The sequence below is a fragment of the Nonomuraea polychroma genome, assembly GCF_004011505.1.
Taxonomy (GTDB): Bacteria; Actinomycetota; Actinomycetes; order Streptosporangiales; family Streptosporangiaceae; genus Nonomuraea; species Nonomuraea polychroma.
In genome coordinates, this window is sequence record NZ_SAUN01000001.1 from 9,402,049 (window position 1) to 9,422,178 (window position 20,130).

Here is a 20,130-nt window from a genome sequence, read left to right on the forward strand (position 1 = left end):
GGTGGTGGCTGTGCCACATGTGCTTCAACCCTCGGAGAGGGAACGGTTCAGGCTCACGCTCAACACGGACGGACGTGCACATCCTGTCGAGAACGTTCTGGCCGTCGCGACGCTCCTGTGCGGCATCGTGGCATTCGTCTCGACGTTCTGGACCTCCGCGCACGCCATCTCGGCCTGGTTCGGCACACTCGGCTTCGGCGTGGGTCTCTACTCTCAGTACGTCTCCGCGACCACGCCGCAACGTTCGCTCAACATCGTCGGGCTGGTGGGATCGTTCGTCGGGGCCGCGCTCGGCATCGCCCACGGCGGGTTCCTCCCCCACTGACGAGCGACGGCCCCGGATTCCACAGGAACCGGGGCCGTTCGTTTATGTCGTTCATCCGATGTGCAGATCTATGCCGAGCAGGACCAGGAACCAGAGGAACACCGCGAGCAACGCCTCCGCGAGGTCCCGCAGCAGCCCCGGGGTGATGTAGTCGTACAGCCAGGCCACGTAGATCCCGATCACCACGTAAATCAATAAGATCAGCGCCCGCCAGCGCCACCTTGTCATAGCGTTTCTCCTCGGGTAGGGGGTGCTCTGCGACTGCCCGAACGCCCTGCCCGCAAACGCGCTCATGGTCGCGCTCGCCTGGGGCTTGCGCTGGTTACGCAAGCCCCAGGCGCGCCGCTCTGGATAAGCTCGGTGGCATGGTGCGCATCGGAGCTCATGTCGATCAGGACGACCCCGCCGCTCACGCCGAGGAGGTCGGGGCCGAGGTGGTGCAGTTCTTCCTCGGGGACCCCCAGGGATATGACAAGCCCGTGCTGCCCGCCAAGCCGGTCCAGGGCGTGGACATCTACATCCACGCGCCTTACCTGATCAACGTGGCGACGACCAACAACCGCATCAGGATCCCCAGTCGCAAGCTGCTGGAGCAGCACCTGAAGGCGGCCGCGGGGCTCGGCGCGAAGGCGCTGATCGTGCACGGCGGCCACGTCAACAAGAACGACGACCCGCAGAAGGGGTTCGACAACTGGCGCAAGGTGTTCGAGCGCATGGAGTGCCCGATCCCCGTGCTGATCGAGAACACCGCGGGCGGCGGCAACGCGATGGCGCGCAAGCTGGAGCGCATCGCCCGCCTCTGGGATGCGCTCGACGGCTTCGACGTGGGCTTCTGCCTCGACACCTGCCACGCCCACGCGGGCGGCGAAGAGCTGATCGACCTGGTCGACCGGGTCAAGGCCATCACCGGCCGCATCGATCTCGTCCACTGCAACGACTCGCGCGACGACTTCGACTCCGGCGCCGACCGCCACGCCAACCTGGGCCAGGGGAAGATCGACTCTGAGCTGATCCTGGCGGTCTGCCGGGCGGCCGGGGCCCCGATCGTGGTGGAGACGCCTGCCGCCGGTCAGGCGGACGACATCGCGTTCCTGAGGAAAAACCTCTAGCGAATACACACAGCCTGTGGATAACTTCCCTGGATTACCGAGACCAAGAAGCGGGTATACATATCAGCCAGCCCACGCCCCGCTGAGAAACCGGGCGGTGTTCACCAGCATGAGCGGCCCCGAGATCAGGCCGTAGAGCACGAGCACCCACGCCTTCCTGGTCGCGACCTTGGCGACCAGGACCCACAGCGGGAACCACAACACCAGCGAGCGCGGGATCGACAGGTAGTAAGCCGAGGTCATCAGAGCGGCCGCCTGCGCCCCGGTGTAGGTCAGCTCGCTCCACCTGCGCAGCAGGAGCAGCCACACCAGCACCGCGACCGCCACCACGGCCCCGGCGATCTCCATGCGGAAGGCCACCGCGAAGTCGTCGGTTCCCATGGCCGAGCGCCAGGTCGTCTTCCACGCCTCCCACGGCCACTCGAACTCGCGCCCCCAGCCTGCCTCCTGCGCGTGCTTCCACGCCAGCCAGTCGCCCGACCTGCTGTAGTGGTAATAGGAGTACGCCACCAGCGGCAGGAACGGCACGACCAGCCACCCGGCCCGCCGCGGCGAGTCCCGGCTCGCGACGAACTCCACGACGAGCGCGACCGCCAGGAACAACCCCGTGATCCGCACGCATGACGCCCCCGCCGCGAGTAACACGGCCTGCGCCCAGTGTCCCTGCCTGGCGGCCAGCCACGCGGGAATGGCGAAGGCCAGGAAGAGCGTCTCGCTGTAGCCCGCGACCAGGAACACGGCCATCGGGAAGGCCAGCAGCGCCAGCACGGCCATCCACCCGTTGGCGCCCTCGAACTCGGCCAGCCTGGCCAGCGCCACCATGGCCACCGCACCCGCCACCAGCGAGACGAGCAGCCCGGCCGCCGCCCAGTCCGGCACGACGAAGTGCACCAGCCGCAGCACGGCGGGCAGGCCGGGGAAGAACGCGGGCAACCCCGCGTCCGGCGGTCTGCCGGGCTCGCCGTCGTAGCCGTACTGGGCGATCGTGATGAACAGCCCGGCATCCCACTTGCGCCACTTATCCAGGTATTCGCCCAGCGTCACGCCGAGTAACGTCGCGATCAGCAACCCAGCCCGCGAGCCGAACCAGAGCAGCAGCGCGTCCCGGCTCGCCGAGCGAGTGATCATCGTACGGCGGACGCCAGCGTGAACCGGTCAGGCGTATCGTCGAAGACGCCGCCCGCCTGGTCATCGATGTCGGCCTGCCGTACGACGTCCTTGTCCGGCCGCAGGATGTCCCGCACCACGAACGCCATCATGATCCCGATCGTGATGATGCGCCCCCAGACGGCGGTGAAGTATGTGTCGTCACCGATGCCCAGGTCGTCCCGCTCCAGCGGCGGCTGGGACAGCAGGTAGAGCCAGATGGCCGCGAAATACCAGACCTCGGCCAGCTGCCAGAGCGCGAGCGGCTTCCAGTTGGGCCGGGCAAGCACCGCGAACGGCACCAGCCAGAGCACGAACTGCGGCGACCACACCTTGTTCGTCATCATGAAGGCGGCCAGCGCCAGGAAGCAGATCTGCGCCAGCCGCGGCCGGCGCGGCGCGGCCAGCGTCAGCACGGCGATGCCCAGGCACAGGGCGCCGAGCGACAACATGCCGAGCGTGCTGACGTCCCACTCGCCGAGGATGGGCCAGCCCTTGTTCTGGAAGAACAGCCACGGCGACCCCCAGTCCACCCCGCGCTCCTGGGAGAAGACGTAGAACCTGCGCCATCCCTCCCAAGCGAAGATCATGAACGGCGCGTTGACCACGATCCACGCGCCCGCCGCCGAAGCGATCGTGATCAGAAACGGCCGCCATCGCCCGGTACGCCACGTGAGCAGGAACAACGCGCCCACGAACATGAGCGGGTAGAACTTCGTCGCGATCGCCAGCCCGAGCAGCACCCCGGCGAGCACCTGCCGGCGCCGCGCCCAGGCCAGCAGCATGCCCATCGACAGCGCGCCCGCGACCAGGTCCCAGTTGATGTACGCGGCCAGCACCACGGCCGGCGAGATCGCGTACCAGAGCGCGTCCCACCTCCGCGCCGGCCCGGCCACCGCCGCCATCAGCAGCACGCCGGCCACGAGGCACATGCCGAGCAGGATCACCGTCAGGTCGTAGAACCTGACCGCCTGGGCGACCCTGTCGAGCTCCAGCGCCCTGGCGATCCAGCTGATCACCTGCATGACCTCGCCCAGCACCACCGGGTACTCGACCTGTTTGTCGAAGTCCACGTGGGCGAAGTACGGGTTCTCGGTGGCCAGCTGCCGGTCGAAGTAGAGCGGGTAGATGTCGGTGTAACAGAAGTTCGTGTACGTCGAGACCTGGTCGTTCCAGCCGCCGGTGCGGCACGGCAGCCGCACCACGTACGCGAGCGTCGCCCCCAGGGCCGCGATCAGCCCCAGGGGAAGGTACGGCACGGCACGCGCCATCAGCGGGACGCGTGCCTCCGTGCTCGTCACTGACCCTCGATCCGGCCAGAGGGCCGTGGAGCCGGCGCCATGCCGCCGCCGAACCCTCCGTCGTCGCCCCCCTGCGGGAACCCGTCGTTTACGGCGCCGCCGTCGTCCGTCGTGACGTTGTCGTCGCCGGTGGTGGTGTCGTCACCACACGGCGCGATGAGGCAGTCCTGGTTGTCCGTGCCCGGGTCGCCGAACGGGTCCTCATCGGTGAACGGATTGTCGTCGGCGCTGGGCGTCGGCGTGGGCGTCGGGCTCGGCACGATGTTCTCGGGTGTGCCGATCTCGGCCTTCTGCGGGAACTGCTCGATCGGCTTGCCCTCGTGGGCGGCCAGCATGAACCTCTGCCAGGCGATCGTGGGCGGGCCCGCGCCCTCGAAGCCCAGGGACACCTCGTAGGGCAGGGTGTACGGGTTGTTGATGTCGTACTTCTTGCTCGGCTTGCCGCCGGGCGTGATGGGGCAGTTGGAGTGCAGCGGCGGGACGACCTTGCCGGACTTCGTCCTGCACTCCTCGCGGTAGAACCCGACAGCGGTGGAGAGCTGCGGCGTGTAGCCGACGAACCAGGCCTCTTTCTCGTCGTTGTTGGTGCCGGTCTTGCCGGCCGCCGGACGGGAGCCCAGGCCCTTGCCCTGCGCGGTGCCGCTCCGCAGCACCTCCTGCATGGCCACCGTCGCGTCCGCGGCGACCCCGGCGTCGACGACGCTCTTGGCGGTCCTCTGCTCCGGGTAGACGACCTTCTTGTCCTGCCGGACTTCGATGACCACGTGGTAGCGGGTGTACTTGCCGCCGTTGGCGAAGATGGAGTAGCCCGCGGCCTGCTCGACGGGGGTCACCGGGGCGCTGCCGATCGCGAACTGGTAGCTGTGCTCGTTGACGTCGGCTTCCATGGTCTCCTGGTTGAACCCGGCCGCTTCGACGAGGTTCTTCACATCGTCGAGCTTGTTGGGCAGGGCGTAGGCCATCGAGACGAACGCGGTGTTGACCGACTCCGAGGTGGCCTTGACCACGTCAACGGCGCGGCCGACGTTGTGGCTGTTCCTGATGCCTTCCTTCTGCACGCCGGGAAGCTCTTTCGGCACGGTCTCGTTTCCTGGCACGAAGCTCTTGAGCGAGTAGCCGGCCTGCAACCACGCGGCCAGGACGTAGGGCTTGAACGCGGACGCGGCCTGCTTCTTGGACTGGAAGGGCTCGTTCCACGGGTCCGTCAGGTAGTTGGTGCCGCCGTAGAACGCGACGACGCGGCCGTTCTTCGGGTTCACCGCGGCCAGGCCGGCGTGGTACTCCTTGTTCATCCCCCTCATGGTGCTGGTCACCGCCTCCTTCGCGGCGATCATGAGCTTCCTGTCGAAGGTGGAGACGATCTCGTAGCCGCCGCTCCTGACCTCGTCGCCGGTGAGCCCGCGGCCCTCCAGCTCCTTCAGGACCTGCGTGACCATGTAGCCCTTCATGCCGCCCAGTTCGTTGACGTTGTCGTCCTTGGCCGTCTTGGGGAACTTGGCGGTCTGCGGGAGGTTGCCGTACTTGTCGGGCCAGACCTTGGCCATGTTGTTGATGACGTCCTTGAACCGGCTCTGCAGCGCCGGCTCGTCGGCCTTCCAGTTGGGCTGCTGGATCCGCGCGGCGAGGTAGGCGCCCTGCTCCGGGGTCAGCTTCGCGGCGGTGACCTTGTCGCCGAAGTACGCCTTCGCGGCGGCCTGGACCCCGTAGGCCCGGCCGAAGTTGACCGTGTTGAGGTATCTCTCCAGGATCTCGTCCTTGGTCAGCGTGTCGTCGAGCTTGACCGCGACGAAGATCTCGTTGATCTTACGCTTGATCGAGACTTCCTGGCTGAGGCCGTCGTAGTAGTTGCGGGCCATCTGCTGGGTGATCGTCGAGGCGCCCTGGAGCTGCTGCCCGGTCGCGGTCATCCACAGCGACCGGATCATGCCGGGGATGGAGATGCCGGAGTCCTCGTAGAAAGTCTGGTTCTCGATGGCGATCGTGGCTTCCCTGACCGTCTCGTCCATCTGCGACAGCTTGACGATCTCCCGCTTCATGCCGAGATGGGCGATCGGGGTCTTGCCGTCGTTGTAGTAGATCGTGCTCTGCTGCGCGATCGCCTCTTCCTGGGTGCCCGTGGGCACCTCGGTGTTGGCGTACGCCACCATGATCATGCCGAAGATCCCGGCGGTGATCACCACGAACCCGGCCATGACGATCTTCCAGCTGGGCACGAACCTGCGCCACCCGCCGCGGGTCTTCTTCGGCGGCCTCGGCGGCTCTGGCGGCCCACCCTGCCCCGACCTCCGGCGCGAGCGCGGCGGGCCGCCGGAGACCATGGTCTCCTGGTTACTCACCGTGTGCGTGTCCTGGCGCGCACGTGAGCGCGAGCGCGGCGGCGGCTGGTCGCCGCGCCGGGAGACCGGCTCGTCGCGCTGAGGCTGGGGCGGGCCTTCGTACGGCTGCGCGGCCATCGCGCCCGTCTGCTCGTAGGCGGCTTCCGGACGACGCGGCGGCTGGCCGGGACCCCAGGACGGCTCGCCGGTTTGCGGTGGAGAACCCTGGGGCACAGAACGGGATGAGCTGGAGCGACGGCGCCTTCCCGGGCGTGGCGTCCCCTCATTCATGCTGTTACTCACACGTCCTCGCACTGTCGTCGGAACATAAACGGCGGTTGGGCGTGAGGTTCCTCGCCGCCCTCGGTCTTCACGCTTGGCCGATGAGGTCAGGTGGTCCGTTGCCGAGGACGTACGAAACCGTCAGGTGGTTCCAGGAACAACCTTGGCAGACCTCGACGACGTACACCCGGAACTCATCGTAATCATGAGCCATGGCGGCGAGTTCCGTTGCGACCTTTGCCTGTCCGGCATGCCGTCCGAGTGCATCTCCGTAGACATAGGTCACGTTGGTGACGTTCTCCCTCTCGCAGACCGGGCAGAGGCGTTCGGTCGGCTCGCCGAAGAGGCGGGCCGCGCGAAGGAGGTACGGCTGTGCGTCACAAAGCTCGCCACGCGACGTGCGCCCGGCGCGGAAGGAGCGGACCACCGCCTTTTTCGCGAGGCCGTAATCCACCACCCTTCGCTGTGACCACATGAGCGCCAGACTACGGCGTTTCTGTCGATCGTCCCAACGACTTGGCAAATCCGCCGATTGCAGCGATATAGCGGCCAGACGTATCCTGGGGATGTATCGGCTCGATACATCGACGCGAGAGGAGGGTGGTTCCTCATGGCCGGCGGACAGGGCAGGGTCTTGGAACTGGCCGTGCTCGGGTCGCTGCACGAGACCCCGCTACACGGCTACGAGCTGCGCAAACGGCTCAACGCCCTGCTGGGGATGTTCCGCGCGTTCTCCTATGGGTCGCTGTACCCCTGTCTTCGATCACTTCTCGCCCAAGGGCTCATCGCAGAGGAGCAACCCGCTCCCACCACGATCGTCGGCGGCAGATCAAAGATCGTTTACAAGCTGACCGCGGAAGGGAAGGAGCGGCTGCAGGAGATGCTGACGCAGGCCGGGCCTTCCGCCTGGGAGGACGAGAGCTTCGGTGTGCACTTCGCGTTCTTCAGGCACACCGAGGCCGAGGTGCGTTTGCGCATACTCGAAGGCCGCCGTAGCCGGCTTGAGGAGCGGCTCGACGCCGTGCGGACGGCGCTGGCGCGCACCAGGGAGCGCCTCGACAGTTACACGCTCGAGCTGCAGCGTCATGGGCTCGAGTCGGTCGAGCGCGAGGTGCGCTGGCTGAACGAGCTGATCGCAACGGAGCGTCGGGCCTCCTCAGAGGAGAGGCCCGAAAGAGATACCACGTCAACTGATGAGTAAGGGAGCGAGTGCGATGGGTTCGGTTCGCGTGGCCATTGTCGGTGTCGGCAACTGCGCGTCGTCGCTGGTCCAGGGCGTTCACTACTACAGGGACGCCGACCCGGAGATACGGGTCCCGGGCCTGATGCACGTGAAGTTCGGCGACTACCACGTCGGCGACGTCGAGTTCGTCGCGGCGTTCGACGTGGACGCCAAGAAGGTCGGCCGGGATCTGTCCGAGGCGATAGTCGCCAGCGAGAACAACACGATCAAGATCTGTGACGTGCCGCCCACGGGGGTGACGGTCCAGCGCGGTCATACCTTCGACGGCCTGGGTGAGTACTACCGGGAGATCATCGAGGAGTCCGACGAGGCGCCCGTCGACGTGGTCCAGGTGCTCCGGGACAACGAGGTCGACGTCCTGGTCTCCTACCTTCCCGTGGGCTCCGAGGAGGCCGACCGCTTCTACGCGCAGTGCGCCATCGACGCGGGTGTGGCCTTCGTGAACGCGCTGCCGGTCTTCATCGCCTCCGACCCGGAGTGGGCTGAGAAGTTCACCGTGGCGGGCGTGCCGATCGTCGGCGACGACATCAAGTCGCAGGTCGGCGCCACGATCACGCACCGGGTGCTGGCCAAGCTGTTCGAGGACCGTGGCGTTGAGCTGCTGCGCACGTACCAGCTCAACTTCGGCGGCAACATGGACTTCATGAACATGCTGGAGCGCAAGCGGCTCCAGTCCAAGAAGATCTCCAAGACGCAGTCGGTCACCTCGCAGATCCCGCACGAGATGGGCAAGGCCGACGTGCACATCGGGCCGTCGGACCACGTGCCGTGGCTGGACGACCGGAAGTGGGCGTACGTGCGGCTCGAGGGCCGGTCGTTCGGCGACACTCCGCTCAACCTCGAGTACAAGCTCGAGGTTTGGGACTCGCCCAATTCGGCCGGCATCATCATCGACGCCGTCCGGGCCGCCAAGATCGCCCTCGACCGGGGCATCGGCGGGCCGATCCTGTCGGCGTCGTCGTACTTCATGAAGTCGCCGCCGAAGCAGTTCTCGGACGACGAGGCTCGGGACTACGTCGAGAAGTTCATCCGGGGTGAGGTCGAGCGGTGACCCGCTGACCACCGGTCCTACGGCGCCGCGCCCGCCCTGGGTGCGGCGCCTTTTCCTGCGCCCGGATGCGCACCGCCCTGACACGGCCGTCGCGCCGACGTGGGCGGCGCGCGGTCTCGTGTGGCGGGGTGGTCAGAGGCGGGCCGCCGGGGGGAGGGCGGACGGGGAGGCGGGTCGCCATTTCAGCGGGTCGGAGCCGAGCTTGATCAGCAGCGGCACCTGCTCACGGCACCACGGCGAGATCGCCAGCAGCCCGCTCTGCACACCCTCCGCGAACTCCATCCACGGCATCCACCGCGTCTCCCCCACCTCTTCAGGGTTGGGCGCGACGGGCCCGTTGACCATGACGCGGTAGACCGGGCACAACTCGTGCTCGACGATGCCGTTGGCCATGACGGCCCGGTACGAGAAATCGGGCAGCAGCAGATCGACCCGCTCGACGGCGAGCCCGAGCCCGAGCTCATAGGACAGCCGGCGCACGACGGCCCGGTCCAGCGCCTCCCCGGGCAGGGGATGACCACAGCAGCTGTTGGTCCAGACCCCCGGCCAAGTGATCTTGTGCTCCGCCCGCTTGGTGAGCAGCACGCGACCGGCGCGATCGAAGACATAGCTGGAGAACGCCAGATGGAGCGGCGTCTCGCGACCGTGCACCGACGTCTTGGGCGCGGTCCCCAGCGCGCGACCCTCCGGATCGACCAGCACAACGTGCTCCGCAATCGTCACGCTATGAAGCGTACGAGATCATGACGACCGCGCGAAACCCGGGACCCACCTGCTACGCCAACCTCTCCCGCATGCTGCAGGACCGGCGCTTGGCTAGGCTGGCGGCGTGTCATTCGTCGCCGATCTCCGCGTGGTCCTTCGTGGCAGGGACTTCAGGAGGCTCTTCGGCACCCGGCTGGTCTCCCAGTTCTCCGACGGGATCTTCCAGTTCGGCGTCGCCGGATTCGCCTTCTTCAGCCCTGAGAGCCAGACGACCGCGCTGCAGGTCGCGGCAGGCCTTGCCGTGCTGCTGTTGCCGTACAGCGTGCTCGGCCCGTTCGTGGGCGTGTTCATCGACCGCTGGTCGCGGCGGCAGATCCTGGTGGTCGCGCCCTTCGTGCGCGGCGCGCTGCTGCTGATCGCCGCCGGTCTGGTGGCCGCCGACGTGCCCGACCCCGCGTTCTACGGGGCGGCGCTGGCGGTGCTCGGCGTCAACAGGTTCTTCCTGGCCTCGCTCGGCGCCTCGCTGCCGCACGTGGTGCCCGCCGACCGGCTCATGGCGGCCAACGCGGTCGTGCCCACGTCGGGCACTGTGGTGACGTTCGTGGGCGCGGGGGTCGGGTTCCTGCTGCGCGAGGTGTTCGGCGGCGACGACTTCGGCGTGGCACTGCTTCTGGCCACCTCAGGGGTGGTGTTCGGGCTGAGCTCGCTGGTCGCCCGGACGATGGACCGGGGGCTGCTCGGCCCTTGGTCCGACCCCAACCGCCCGCAGGCCCGCCAGGCCTTGCGCAACGTGCTCGTCGGCCTCGCCGACGGCGCCAAGCACCTGGTGGGGCACCGGGTGGCGGCCGCCACCATGGGCGCCATGGCCGCGCACCGCTTCTTCTACGGCATGGCGACGGCCCTCGGCATCATCCTCTACCGCTACTACTTCTACGACGGCGACACCGACGCCGCGCTGGGTGGAGTAACCCTGGTCGTGGCCACCTCCGGCGTCGGCTACTTCCTGGCCGTGATCATCACCCCGTACGCGACCGAGCGGTTCACCATCGAGCGCTGGGTGCCGATCGCGCTGTCGGCGGCCGGCGTGCTGACGGCCGCGCTGGTGCTGCCGTTCCAGGAGTGGGGGCTGCCGGTCGCGGGGTTCGTGCTGGGCGTGGCCGGGCAGAGCGTCAAGATCTGCGCCGACACCACGGTTCAGCGTGATGTCGAGGACATCTATCTGGGCCGCGCGTTCTCGATCTACGACATGCTGTTCAACGGCATGTACGTCCTCGCCGCGGCCCTGTCGGCGATGATCCTGCCCGCGAACGGCAAGTCCTACATGGCCGTAGCGATCGTCGCCATCGGCTACCAGGTCGCGGCGATCGCGTACCGGATGATCACGCGCCCGCGTCGTTCGCCCGCGCCCACTCCAGCAGCGCCTCGGTAGCCGCCTCCTTGCCGATCATGCCCTTGTCGAGCCTCAGGTCGAGCAGGAACTTGTAAGCCCGCCCCACCACCGGCCCGGGCCCGATGCCCAGGACACGCTGGATCTCGTTGCCGTCGAGCTCCGGCCTGATCTTGGCCAGCTCCTCCTCCTCGGCGAGCCTGGCGATGCGCTCCTCGAGGTGGTCGTACGTACGCGACAGCGCGGCGGCCTTGCGCTTGTTGCGCGTGGTGCAGTCGGCCCTGGTCAGCTTGTGCAGCCGGTCCAGCAGGTGCCCGGCGTCGCGCACGTAGCGACGCACGGCGCTGTCGGTCCACTCGCCCGTGCCGTAGCCGTGGAAGCGCAGGTGCAGCTCGACCAGCCGGGCGACATCGGCCACCACGTCCTTGGGGAACTTCAGCTCGCTCATCCGCTTCTTGGTCAGCTGGGCGCCGACCACCTCGTGGTGGTGGAACGACACCCGCCCGCCGGGCTCGTGGCGGCGTGTCTTCGGCTTGCCGATGTCGTGCAGGAGTGCCGCCCAGCGCAGGATCCGGTCCGGCTTGCCGTCATCCTCCTGCGCGATGGCCTGGTCGAGCACGGTCAGCGAGTGCTCGTAGACGTCCTTGTGCCGGTGGTGCTCGTCGATCTCCAGGCGCAACTTCGGCAGCTCGGGCAGCACGTGAGCGGCCAGCCCCGTCTCGACCAGCAGCCGCAGCCCCTCGCGCGGGTAGGCGCCGCAGACGAGCTTGTCGAGCTCGTCGCGAATGCGCTCCGCCGAGACGATCTCGATGCGCTCGGCCATCGCCGTCATGGCCGCCAAGGCCTTGGCGTCCACGGAGAACCCGAGCTGCGAGGCGAACCTGGCGGCCCGCAACATACGCAGCGGGTCGTCGTCGAAGGACCGCTCGGGCGTGCCGGGCGTGCGCAGCCGCTTGGCGGCCAAGTCCTCCAGGCCGCCGTACGGGTCGACGAACTCGTGTCCCGGCAGGCGCACCGCCATGGCGTTGACCGCGAAGTCACGCCGCTCCAGATCGGCCTGCAGCGTCTCGCCGTACATGACCTCGGGCTTGCGCGACTTCGGGTCGTACGCCTCGCTGCGATACGTGGTGATCTCGATCAGCCAGCTGCCCTTGCGCAGGCCGACCGTGCCGAAGTCGATGCCGATGGTCCACACCGCGTCGGCCCAGTCCCTGACGATCTCTAGCACCCGCTCGGGGCGGGCGTCGGTGGTCACGTCGAGATCGTTGCCGATGCGGCCGAGCAGGAGGTCCCGCACAGGACCGCCGACGAGGGCGAGCTCGTGGCCCTTGGCAGCGAAACGGCGGCCGAGCTCGTCGGCCACCGGGGCGATCTTGCGGAACAGGTCGGTCATGGCCCGCTGCTGGCTTTCGGTCAAAGTTGAGTCGGACAAACCGGGTCGGGTCCTTCGTCGGTCGGAACATCCGGAACATATCCCCCGAGCCACACCGGGTCCGGGTTACCGTCGGTCAAGGGACCGTCGGGGGCCATGGCAACGAGGCTGAGGCTAGGAGGTCTATATGAAGGACGCCCTCGCGATCCACCGCTGGCTCCTCGCACACCAGGTCCATCATGAGATCGTACGCCTTCCGCGCCCTATGACATGCGCGGACGAATTGCCCGAGACGCTCTCAGCGGCGCCCGAGAGGTGCCTGATGGTCACGGTTTTCGAGGTCGCCACGAGGGTCGGCAACGAGGCCGTCGTCGCGGTCGCCTCTTCGGTGGCGACTCCCCCACGTCCAGGAGCCGTAGGCGGCCTGCTCGGCATGCGCCAGGCACGACCGGCCCCGGCCCACGTCGTCAACGCGGCCACCGACTACGCATACGGCCTGATCTGCCCGTTGCTGCTGCCGGAGTCGCTGCCGATGCTCATCGACGACCGGCTGCGCGCCGACACCGAGCCGGTCTTCACCGCCACCGGCGAACGCCACACGGCACTTGCCATCCGCGCGCTCGACCTGCTGACACTTCTGCCAGGAAAGATGGTCGACCTGTGCAGCACACGCCCCAGAGGATCACGTGAGGCGGTCGCGCGGCGGCACTGAACCCGTACCATTGCGGGCGTGCGTCGTCGTACTCCCGCTCGGGCATCCGCGTGATCCGTAAGGCCACGCTGCTCGCCGTGCTGTCCGCCGTGTTGCTCGCCCCCATGGCGGCCGCGGCGCCGAGCACGGCTGCCGCGATCGTGAGCAGGCAATCGTTCGCCGTGACGATCACGTCGATCACTCCCGACATCCCGAAGAACCTGACCGATGTGATCAAGTTCACCGGCACGGTGCGCAACGACACGGGCGTGCCGCAGTCGGGATTGCGTGTGCGGCTGCGCTACACGCCCCAGAGGTTCACCGACCGCGCCTTGATGGCCGCGTACCAGACCGATCAGAACGTCGCGACACTGCCGAGGACGCCCTCCAGCAACTCGGCCATGGACATCGAGCCGCTCGCGCCAGGCCAGACCGCGCGCTGGGAGTTCACGGCCACGCCCGTGCAGATGGGCCTGCGCGAGTTCGGCGTCTACCCGATCGCGGTGGACGTGTCCCAGCACCTCGTCTCGCTGGCGGCCCAGCGGACCTACCTCACCTACGCGCCGGCCACGGTGCCCAAGCCGCCGCGCAACAAGCTGGCCATCGCGCTGCCCGTCATCGACCAGCCGCACCGGGCCACCGATGTCGACCCGGCGCCGGGGGCGAACGGCGAGGCCCTGTTCGTGGACGACAAGCTGAGCCAGTCGATCACCGGCAAGGGCCGGCTGGCCGACGTGGCGGCCATCGCCCGCTCCGCGCCCACCAGCGTCACGTGGTTCATCGAGCCGTCGCTGCTCGACGACCTCGATGCGATGACCAGGAACTACCGGGTCAGGAAGAAGGACGGCGCGGAGCGCAAGCCCGCCAACGCCGAGGCCGGGCAGTGGCTGACGACCATGCGGACCTCGCTGGCCTCCTCCCCCGTGGTCGCGGTCCCGTACGCCGATCCCGACGTGGCCGCGCTCGCGCACCAAGGGCTGGACGACCTGACCAACAGGGCGATCCAGCTGGGCGGGCAGAAGGCCAAGGCGTTGCTGGGCCGCGACGTGAAGACCACCGTCAACTGGCCGGCCTCGGGACTGCTCGATCCCGACGCGCTCGACCTGCTCTCGGTGAGCGACGACAAGGTCGACAGGGTGCTGCTCAACTCGACCAACCTGCCGCCCGAGCCGCCGGTCACGTTCACGCCGGACGCCGCCACAACGCTCGACTCGGTGAACGGCCCGGTCACCGCGCTGGTCGCCGACCCCGAGCTGAGCCGCCTGTTCGAGCCGGCGGGGTCCACCTCCGTGCTGCTCAGCACGCAGCGCTTCATCGCCGAGACCGCGATGATCGCCGCGGAGCCCGGGCAGACCCGCCCGAGGTCGCTGGTCGTCGCCCCGTCGCGGCGCTGGGACCCCAACCCGACGCTCGTCACCAGCCTGATGAAGACCGCGAACCGGCTGCCGTGGTTGGAGCTGACCACGCTGGAGTCCATCAAGCCGAGCAAGGCGTCGGTCCCGCGCGCCGGGCTGACCTACACCGACGAGGACCGCAAGGAAGAGCTGAGCGCCAAATACCTGGAGCCGGTCAAGGACGTCGCGTTGAATGCGCAGCTCACGGCACTGATCACAACAACCAGGACGCAGTCGAGCTTCGAGGCGGCGGTGCTCAGGCTGACCTCGTCGGCCTGGCGCAACAGCACGCGCATGGGCCGCTCGGTGACCAACCGGGTGAGCACGGCCGTCACCGAGCGGATGGCCAAGGTCGAGATCGTCGAGGCGCGGCCCGACCGGCCGAAGACGCTGGCCGGCAGCAACGGCGTCGTCCCCATCAGCGTGCGCAACTCGTTGGGCGCCCCCATCGCCCTGTACATCGACGTCAAGTCCAACAACCCCAACCTGCTGCGGGTCGACTTCGAGCAGGAAGAGCCCTTGTCCATCGGCGTCGGACAGAGCGGCACGGTTCAGGTGCCCATGACCGCCATGAGCGGCACCAGCGGCGACACGACCGTGACCGTCCAGCTCAGGACCGCCGACGGCAAGGCATACGGCAAACCGCAACGCTTGACCATCCGCACCACCGGCTACACCGGCGTCGCCTCCGTGATCGTGGGGGCGGCGCTCACCGTGATGCTCGCCGCCGTGGTGACGCGCGTGGTGCGGCGCAGGTCGGAGCGGAAGAGCGCGCGAGCCGCCAGGAACCGGGAGAGTGAGACCGTATGAGCCGCATGCTGCGTGCGGGCGCCATCATGGCGGCGGGCACGATGGTGTCCAGGGTCACCGGGTTCGTGCGGACCATGGTGCTCGCGTACGCCATCGGCACGGCGGCGCTGGGCGACTCCTACAACGCGGCGTACGCGATCCCGTACAGCATCCTCGACCTGCTGCTCCTGGGTGTGCTGAGCAGCGTCATCGTGCCGATGATCGTGCGGGCGCAGCAGAACGACCCGGACGGCGGCCAGGCCTACGAGCAGCGGCTGCTGACCGTGGCCACGGTCACGCTCGTGGGCGTCGCGGTGCTCGCGGTGTTCGCCGCGCCGCTGCTCATCGACCTCTACACCGACTGGGCGCCGGGCAGCAGGAGGTTCGAGGTCGGGGTCACGCTCGCCCGGTTCATCCTGCCGCAGCTGGCCTTCTTCGGCGTGGGCGCGGTGGCGGGCGCCATACTCAACACCCGCGACCGCTACGGCGCTCCCATGTGGGCGCCCGTGCTCAACAACCTGGTCGTCATCTGCGTGTTCGTGGCCTACGCCGTGATGAGCCCGGCCAAGGACGACATCGAGCGGGTCAGCAACGGGGAGCTGGCGCTGCTCGGCCTGGGCACCACGGCCGGCATCGTGGCGCAGGCGGCCGTGCTGATCGTCGCGTTGCGGCGGGCCGGCTTCTCGTTCGTGCCGCGTTTCGACCTGTGGAACGCCCGGCTGGGCGAGATGGCCAAGGCGGGTGTCTGGACGATCGGTTATGTGATCGTGACCCAGCTGGGCTTCGTGCTGACGACCAACCTGTCAAGCGCGGCGGGCAACGAGGTGCTGGGCCACGGCATCAGTCCCTACACGCTGGCGTTCCAGCTCTTCCAGCTGCCGTACGGCATCATCGGCGTCTCGGTGATCACGGCCATGTTGCCGCGGATGAGCCGGGCGGTCGGTGAGGGGCGCCTCCACGACGTGCGCAGCGAGTTCGGCTCCAGCGTGAAGCTCGTCTGCGCGTTGATGGTGCCGGTGTCGCTGCTGCTCATGGTGCTCGGCCCGGCGATCACCGTGCCGATCTACGGTCACGGGGCCAACAGCGTGGCCGACGCCGTGTACATCGGCAACGTGCTGCAGGTCTACGGCCTCGCGCTGGTGCCGTTCTCGGTGTTCCAGCTGCTGTTGCGGGTCTTCTACAGCTTCGGCGACACCCGTACGCCGGTCTTCGTGGGGGCGGGCACGACGGCGGTCAACGCGGCGCTGATGGTGGTGTTCTACGTACTGCTGCCGGCCGCGTACGCGGTGATGGGGCTGGCTCTGGCGTACGCGATCGCGTATGGGCTGGGCGCGGTCCTGGCCTGGTGGCTGGCCGCCCGCAGGGTGCAGGGGCTGGGCGGGTGGAGCGTCGGCATGGCGCTGACCAGGATGTACCTCGCCTCGCTGCCCACGGCGGTGCTGGCGCTGGCCGCCGTCTGGGTGGTCACGCAGGTGTTCGGCGGGCTCGGATTCGTCAATTCGCTGATCGTCCTGTCCGTCGGCGGAGGACTCGGTTTGCTGCTATACCTTGGCGTCGCGCACAGAATGCGCATACCGGAGGTCAACTCGATCGTTGGGATGGTCGCGAGACGGGTAGGTCGGTAAAGAAACTCGGCACTACGATGGAGGCCGACATGCGCGAATGGAAGCAGGAGGGGCGTGGGCGGATCCACCCGGCATAGCGTGCCTTCGTGGGACACGACCACGCAGGTGAGTCGAGTCATGAGCACGCCCGATCGGCCAAGTGGAGTGAGCCTGTGAGCACGTCGGCCGTCGAACCCGGCACCCGTCTCGCCGAGCGCTTCCGGCTCGAGGACCGCGTCAGCGAGTCGGACGGAACCACGTTGTGGAAGGCCATTGACGAGATCTTGGCTCGTCCGGTGGCCGTGCACACCTTCGCGCCGGACTTCCCCCGCGTGCACGAGGTCGTCACAGCCGCCCGCTCCGCGAGCCGGCTCACCGACCCCCGCCTGACCCAGGTGTTCGACGCGGCCGAAGACGACAAGAGCGCATATGTCGTCAGCGAGTGGGTCACCGGCGAGACGCTCACCGATCTGCTGGCCTCGGGCCCACTGGAGCCCGAGCGTGCCGCCGGGCTGGTCGCCGAGGCCGCGGAGGCCCTCGCGCACGCCCACGAGGCCCAGCTCTACCACCTGTGCCTGCGTCCCTCGCACCTGGTGTGGACGAGCGGAAACACGGTCAAGGTGCTGGGCGTCGCGATCGACGCGGCGATGTGGGGTCTGACGACCGACCAGCCGGCGCTCGACGACGCCGAAGGGCTGGGCCGGCTGCTCTACGCCGGGCTCACCGGTCACTGGCCGGGCGACGAGGAAGAGGGCGGGCTGCCTGCCGCTCCCATGAGCGACGGCCACTTCTGCACGCCCCGCCAGGTCACCGCCGGCGTGCCCGGCTATCTCGACGCGGTCACGGTGCGGGCGTGCCTGCCCGAGTCCCGCAAGGGCCAGGGCGCGCTGGCCAGCCCCGCCGAGGTCGCCGAGGCGCTGGCCGACGTGGCCAGGCCCATGCCGATCCCGATCGCCTATCCCTCGACGCCCGCGGTGGCGTCCGCCTCGCACACCGAGGGCCTGGACATCGCCCACCGCCAGCAGCTCACCATTCCCCCGATGCGCCCTGCCCCGCGGGGGCCTTCAGGTGGCGGCAGCACTGTCAACAGGGTGTTGATGACGCTGGTGGTGCTGCTCGTCATCGCCGCGGTCGGCGTCGGCGCGTGGACGATCGGCCGCAGCCTGGGCAGCCCGACCGACCCCGAGGCCAGGAGCGCCACCCCGACCGTCACGGCCACGGCCTCGACGCCCGTCCAGGCCGTCAAGCCGCAGAAGGCCCAGGGCTTCGACCCGCTCGGCGACAAGGACGAGAAGTCGGAGAAGGCCGGGCTGGCCATTGACGGCAAGCCCAGCACCTTCTGGGAGACCGAGGGCTACACCAGCGCCGAGCTGGGCAACCTCAAGAAGGGCGTAGGACTGCTGCTCGACATGGGCAAGTCCGTTCAGATCAGCGACGTGGTCGCTACGCTGGCCGATACGCCGGGCGCGACCGTCGAGCTCAAGGTGGGCGACTCGCCCGACCTCGACTCGTTGAAGACCGTGGCGACCGAGAAGGACGCGGCAGGCAAGACCACACTTACCCCTGATCAGGCGGCAAGCGGGCAGTACGTTTTGATCTGGTTTACGCGTGTTCCGGCGGATGCAGGCAAGTTTCATGGCACCATCTATGAAGTAGTGGTGCACTCTCCCGGATCGGCATAATCAGGAATCTCTCTTGTGAACTCCCCACCCGAGACACCCTCAGCAGCGGAGCGGCCGGCGGTCACTGACGCCGAGCTGCTGACCGCGCACATCAACGGGGATCCTCACGCCTTCAGCGAAATCGTCAAGAGGCACCGCGACCGCATGTGGGCGGTCGCCCTGCGGACGCTCGGTGACCCTGACGAGGCCGCCGACGCCGTACAGGATGCCTTCGTCTCCGCCTACCGCAAGGCCGCCACGTTTCGCGGCGAGGCGGCCGTCACCACCTGGCTGCATCGCATCGTGGTCAACGCCTGCCTCGACAGGATGCGCCGCAAGTCCGTCCGGCCGGTCGCCGACGACGAGCTCATCGAGGCCGCCGAGCGCGAGACGCCGCTGCCCGACCAGACCGTCGAGCGCGAGGTCTCGATGGAGGTTTCGGCCGCGCTGAAACTCCTGCCCGCCGACCAGCGTGCGGCGTTGGTGCTCGTGGACATGATGGGCTACTCGGTCGAAGACGCAGCTCAGGTGCTCCAGGTGCCCAGTGGCACCGTGAAGAGCCGGTGTGCTCGAGGGCGCGCGAAACTTGCCCCAATTCTTTCGCATCTGCGGAACCGATCGGACCTCAATCGCGTCTCATCCGCGAAGGGAGCAGAACTTCGTGACGGGTGATACGCACTACGATCTGGACGCCCTGGCCGATTTGGCCGAGGGTCTCCTGGACGCCGCCTCGGCGAGCCGGATCCGCGAGCATCTCGCGGTCTGCGACCCCTGCGGGGAGCTACTGGCAGACCTGGCGGCGGTTCGCGAGGTGCTCGCGGCGACCCCCACCCCGGCCATGCCGATGGGCGTCGCACTGCGCATCGACAAGGCCCTGGCGGCCGAGGCGGAGTCTCGGCGCGGAGGCGTCGGCCTCGTGGAAGCACCTGACTGGGACGAGCTCATGCGGGACGCCCCGTGGGAGCGGCCGAGGCAGGTCCCTGAGCCCGTGCGCTTGGGAATGGCCTCCGAGCCGGAGCCCGAGCCCGTGCGTTTGGGAGTGGTCTCCGACGACGGCACCGTTGTCCCGGCCAAGGTGAGATCCGCCAGGCGGCGCCGGTGGGCGATGCCGGCGGTCGCGGCCGCGGCGGCAGCCGCCGTGGTCGGCACGGCCGCGGTCTCGACCGGCCTGCTGGCCTCCGGCGGAGGCGGCGGTGGCACCAGCGCGCGCCCGCCCGTCGCACTGCCGTCCGCGACGGGCGCGACCAAGAGCCCTCAGAAGGCCAGGGGCTACACGATGACGGACAGCGGCTACAACTACAGCAACAGCGTGTTGCGGCAGCCGCTGGAGACCCTCTTCGGCCCGATGCCGGCGCTGGGCGGCGAGGACGCCAGTGCCGACAAGGTCGCCAAGTGCGCCGACAAGGTCAGCGATCGCAGCGGCCTCGACGTCTTCGCGGTCGACCAGGGGCAGTACAACGGCCAAGAGGCCCTCGTCTTCGCCTCGTGGAAGAACAAGGCGGCCAAGAAGATCCGCATCGACATCGTCGATCCCTTCTACTGCAAGAACCTGCGTAAGCCCACCCTGGGCCGCTGGTAGTCAACGCTCGCGTCAGAGCCCGCTTCGGCGGGCTCTTTCGTTTGCGGGTAGAGTGCCGCCTTGTGCCGTAACCCCAGGTCGTGTGCCGTACGCGAGCCGGCGTCGGTGAAGGTCATCCGTTTCGCCCGGGCGTCGTGGGTAGGGCTGGGAATCACGGCGGCCTAGGATCTGTTGAC

19 protein-coding genes are annotated in these 20,130 nt (G+C 68.4%); 12 read left to right on the forward strand and 7 right to left on the reverse strand.

Annotated features, from left to right (window positions below; genetic code table 11):
• The first annotated feature begins 10 nt into the window (after positions 1-10).
• Entirely contained in the window at positions 11-325 is a 315-nt protein-coding gene (locus EDD27_RS43295; RefSeq protein WP_241564558.1) for a hypothetical protein, read from the forward strand.
• 51 nt (positions 326-376) lie between these two features.
• Here EDD27_RS43295 and EDD27_RS54960 read toward each other — a convergent pair whose 3' ends face one another.
• Positions 377-553 (reverse strand): hypothetical protein, encoded by a 177-nt coding sequence (locus EDD27_RS54960; protein WP_164904048.1) that lies wholly within the window; start codon positions 551-553, stop codon positions 377-379.
• Positions 554-690: 137 nt separating this feature from the next.
• On the opposite strand from EDD27_RS54960, the gene EDD27_RS43300 reads away from it, so the two are divergent.
• Complete coding sequence (locus EDD27_RS43300) at positions 691-1,434, forward strand: deoxyribonuclease IV (protein WP_206641910.1); 744 nt, start codon at positions 691-693, stop codon at positions 1,432-1,434.
• 63 nt (positions 1,435-1,497) lie between these two features.
• Here the strand turns inward: EDD27_RS43300 and EDD27_RS43305 are convergent, their stop codons facing one another.
• Genes EDD27_RS43305 through EDD27_RS43315 form a run of 3 tightly spaced genes read right to left on the reverse strand, consistent with a single transcriptional unit; the run spans position 1,498 to position 6,094 of the window.
• Positions 1,498-2,562 carry a mannosyltransferase family protein gene (locus tag EDD27_RS43305; RefSeq protein WP_127937834.1) on the reverse strand — a complete coding sequence of 355 codons (1,065 nt, stop codon included), beginning with the start codon at positions 2,560-2,562 and terminating at the stop codon, positions 1,498-1,500.
• Entirely contained in the window at positions 2,559-3,881 is a 1,323-nt protein-coding gene (locus tag EDD27_RS43310) for a glycosyltransferase family 87 protein (RefSeq protein ID WP_127937835.1), read from the reverse strand. The genes EDD27_RS43305 and EDD27_RS43310 overlap by 4 nt, the downstream gene beginning before the upstream one ends.
• Positions 3,878-6,094 (reverse strand): transglycosylase domain-containing protein, encoded by a 2,217-nt coding sequence (locus EDD27_RS43315; protein WP_164904049.1) that lies wholly within the window; start codon positions 6,092-6,094, stop codon positions 3,878-3,880. Before EDD27_RS43315 ends, EDD27_RS43310 begins: the two co-directional genes overlap by 4 nt.
• Between EDD27_RS43315 and EDD27_RS54965 the strand changes: the two genes are divergently transcribed.
• On the forward strand, positions 6,072-6,299 hold the full coding sequence (locus EDD27_RS54965) for a hypothetical protein (RefSeq protein WP_164904050.1): 228 nt from the start codon (positions 6,072-6,074) through the stop codon (positions 6,297-6,299). The genes EDD27_RS43315 and EDD27_RS54965 overlap by 23 nt on opposite strands.
• 267 nt (positions 6,300-6,566) lie before the next feature.
• Here the strand turns inward: EDD27_RS54965 and EDD27_RS43320 are convergent, their stop codons facing one another.
• Positions 6,567-6,953 (reverse strand): DUF5318 family protein, encoded by a 387-nt coding sequence (locus tag EDD27_RS43320; protein ID WP_127937840.1) that lies wholly within the window; start codon positions 6,951-6,953, stop codon positions 6,567-6,569.
• A gap of 135 nt (positions 6,954-7,088) precedes the next feature.
• Here EDD27_RS43320 and EDD27_RS43325 point away from each other — a divergent pair, with 135 nt between their 5' ends.
• Together EDD27_RS43325 and EDD27_RS43330 are read left to right on the forward strand one after the other, a co-directional pair.
• Positions 7,089-7,679, forward strand: a complete 591-nt coding sequence (locus tag EDD27_RS43325; protein ID WP_127937842.1) for a PadR family transcriptional regulator — start codon at positions 7,089-7,091, stop codon at positions 7,677-7,679.
• Between the two features lie 13 nt (positions 7,680-7,692).
• A complete protein-coding gene (locus EDD27_RS43330) occupies positions 7,693-8,772 on the forward strand; it encodes an inositol-3-phosphate synthase (protein ID WP_127937844.1) in 1,080 nt (359 codons plus the stop codon).
• A 132-nt stretch (positions 8,773-8,904) separates the two neighbouring features.
• Here EDD27_RS43330 and idi read toward each other — a convergent pair whose 3' ends face one another.
• Complete coding sequence (gene idi / locus EDD27_RS43335; RefSeq protein ID WP_164904051.1) at positions 8,905-9,495, reverse strand: isopentenyl-diphosphate Delta-isomerase; 591 nt, start codon at positions 9,493-9,495, stop codon at positions 8,905-8,907.
• 106 nt (positions 9,496-9,601) lie between these two features.
• On the opposite strand from idi, the gene EDD27_RS43340 reads away from it, so the two are divergent.
• The gene (locus EDD27_RS43340; RefSeq protein WP_127937845.1) at positions 9,602-10,906 is read left to right on the forward strand and encodes an MFS transporter; all 1,305 of its coding nucleotides are present in this window, start codon (positions 9,602-9,604) and stop codon (positions 10,904-10,906) included.
• On the opposite strand, the gene EDD27_RS43345 is transcribed toward EDD27_RS43340, so the two are convergent.
• A complete protein-coding gene (locus tag EDD27_RS43345; RefSeq protein ID WP_127937847.1) occupies positions 10,857-12,257 on the reverse strand; it encodes a CCA tRNA nucleotidyltransferase in 1,401 nt (466 codons plus the stop codon). The genes EDD27_RS43340 and EDD27_RS43345 overlap by 50 nt on opposite strands.
• Before the next feature lie 244 nt (positions 12,258-12,501).
• Here EDD27_RS43345 and EDD27_RS43350 point away from each other — a divergent pair, with 244 nt between their 5' ends.
• The 6 genes from EDD27_RS43350 to EDD27_RS43375 all read left to right on the forward strand — a co-directional run bounded on the left by EDD27_RS43350 (position 12,502) and on the right by EDD27_RS43375 (position 19,954).
• Positions 12,502-12,948: an aminoacyl-tRNA deacylase gene (locus EDD27_RS43350; RefSeq protein ID WP_277750854.1), complete on the forward strand. Its 447-nt coding sequence runs from the start codon at positions 12,502-12,504 to the stop codon at positions 12,946-12,948.
• Positions 12,949-12,998: 50 nt separating this feature from the next.
• Positions 12,999-15,131, forward strand: coding sequence for a DUF6049 family protein (locus tag EDD27_RS43355; protein ID WP_127937851.1), 2,133 nt, complete (start codon positions 12,999-13,001; stop codon positions 15,129-15,131).
• On the forward strand, positions 15,128-16,735 hold the full coding sequence (gene murJ / locus EDD27_RS43360) for a murein biosynthesis integral membrane protein MurJ (protein ID WP_241564561.1): 1,608 nt from the start codon (positions 15,128-15,130) through the stop codon (positions 16,733-16,735). The genes EDD27_RS43355 and murJ overlap by 4 nt, the downstream gene beginning before the upstream one ends.
• A gap of 152 nt (positions 16,736-16,887) precedes the next feature.
• Complete coding sequence (locus EDD27_RS43365) at positions 16,888-18,396, forward strand: protein kinase family protein (RefSeq protein WP_127937853.1); 1,509 nt, start codon at positions 16,888-16,890, stop codon at positions 18,394-18,396.
• 15 nt (positions 18,397-18,411) lie between these two features.
• Positions 18,412-19,047: an RNA polymerase sigma factor SigM gene (sigM, locus tag EDD27_RS43370; protein WP_127937855.1), complete on the forward strand. Its 636-nt coding sequence runs from the start codon at positions 18,412-18,414 to the stop codon at positions 19,045-19,047.
• Positions 19,037-19,954 carry an anti-sigma factor family protein gene (locus EDD27_RS43375; RefSeq protein ID WP_127937857.1) on the forward strand — a complete coding sequence of 306 codons (918 nt, stop codon included), beginning with the start codon at positions 19,037-19,039 and terminating at the stop codon, positions 19,952-19,954. Before sigM ends, EDD27_RS43375 begins: the two co-directional genes overlap by 11 nt.
• The last annotated feature ends 176 nt before the right edge of the window (positions 19,955-20,130 follow it).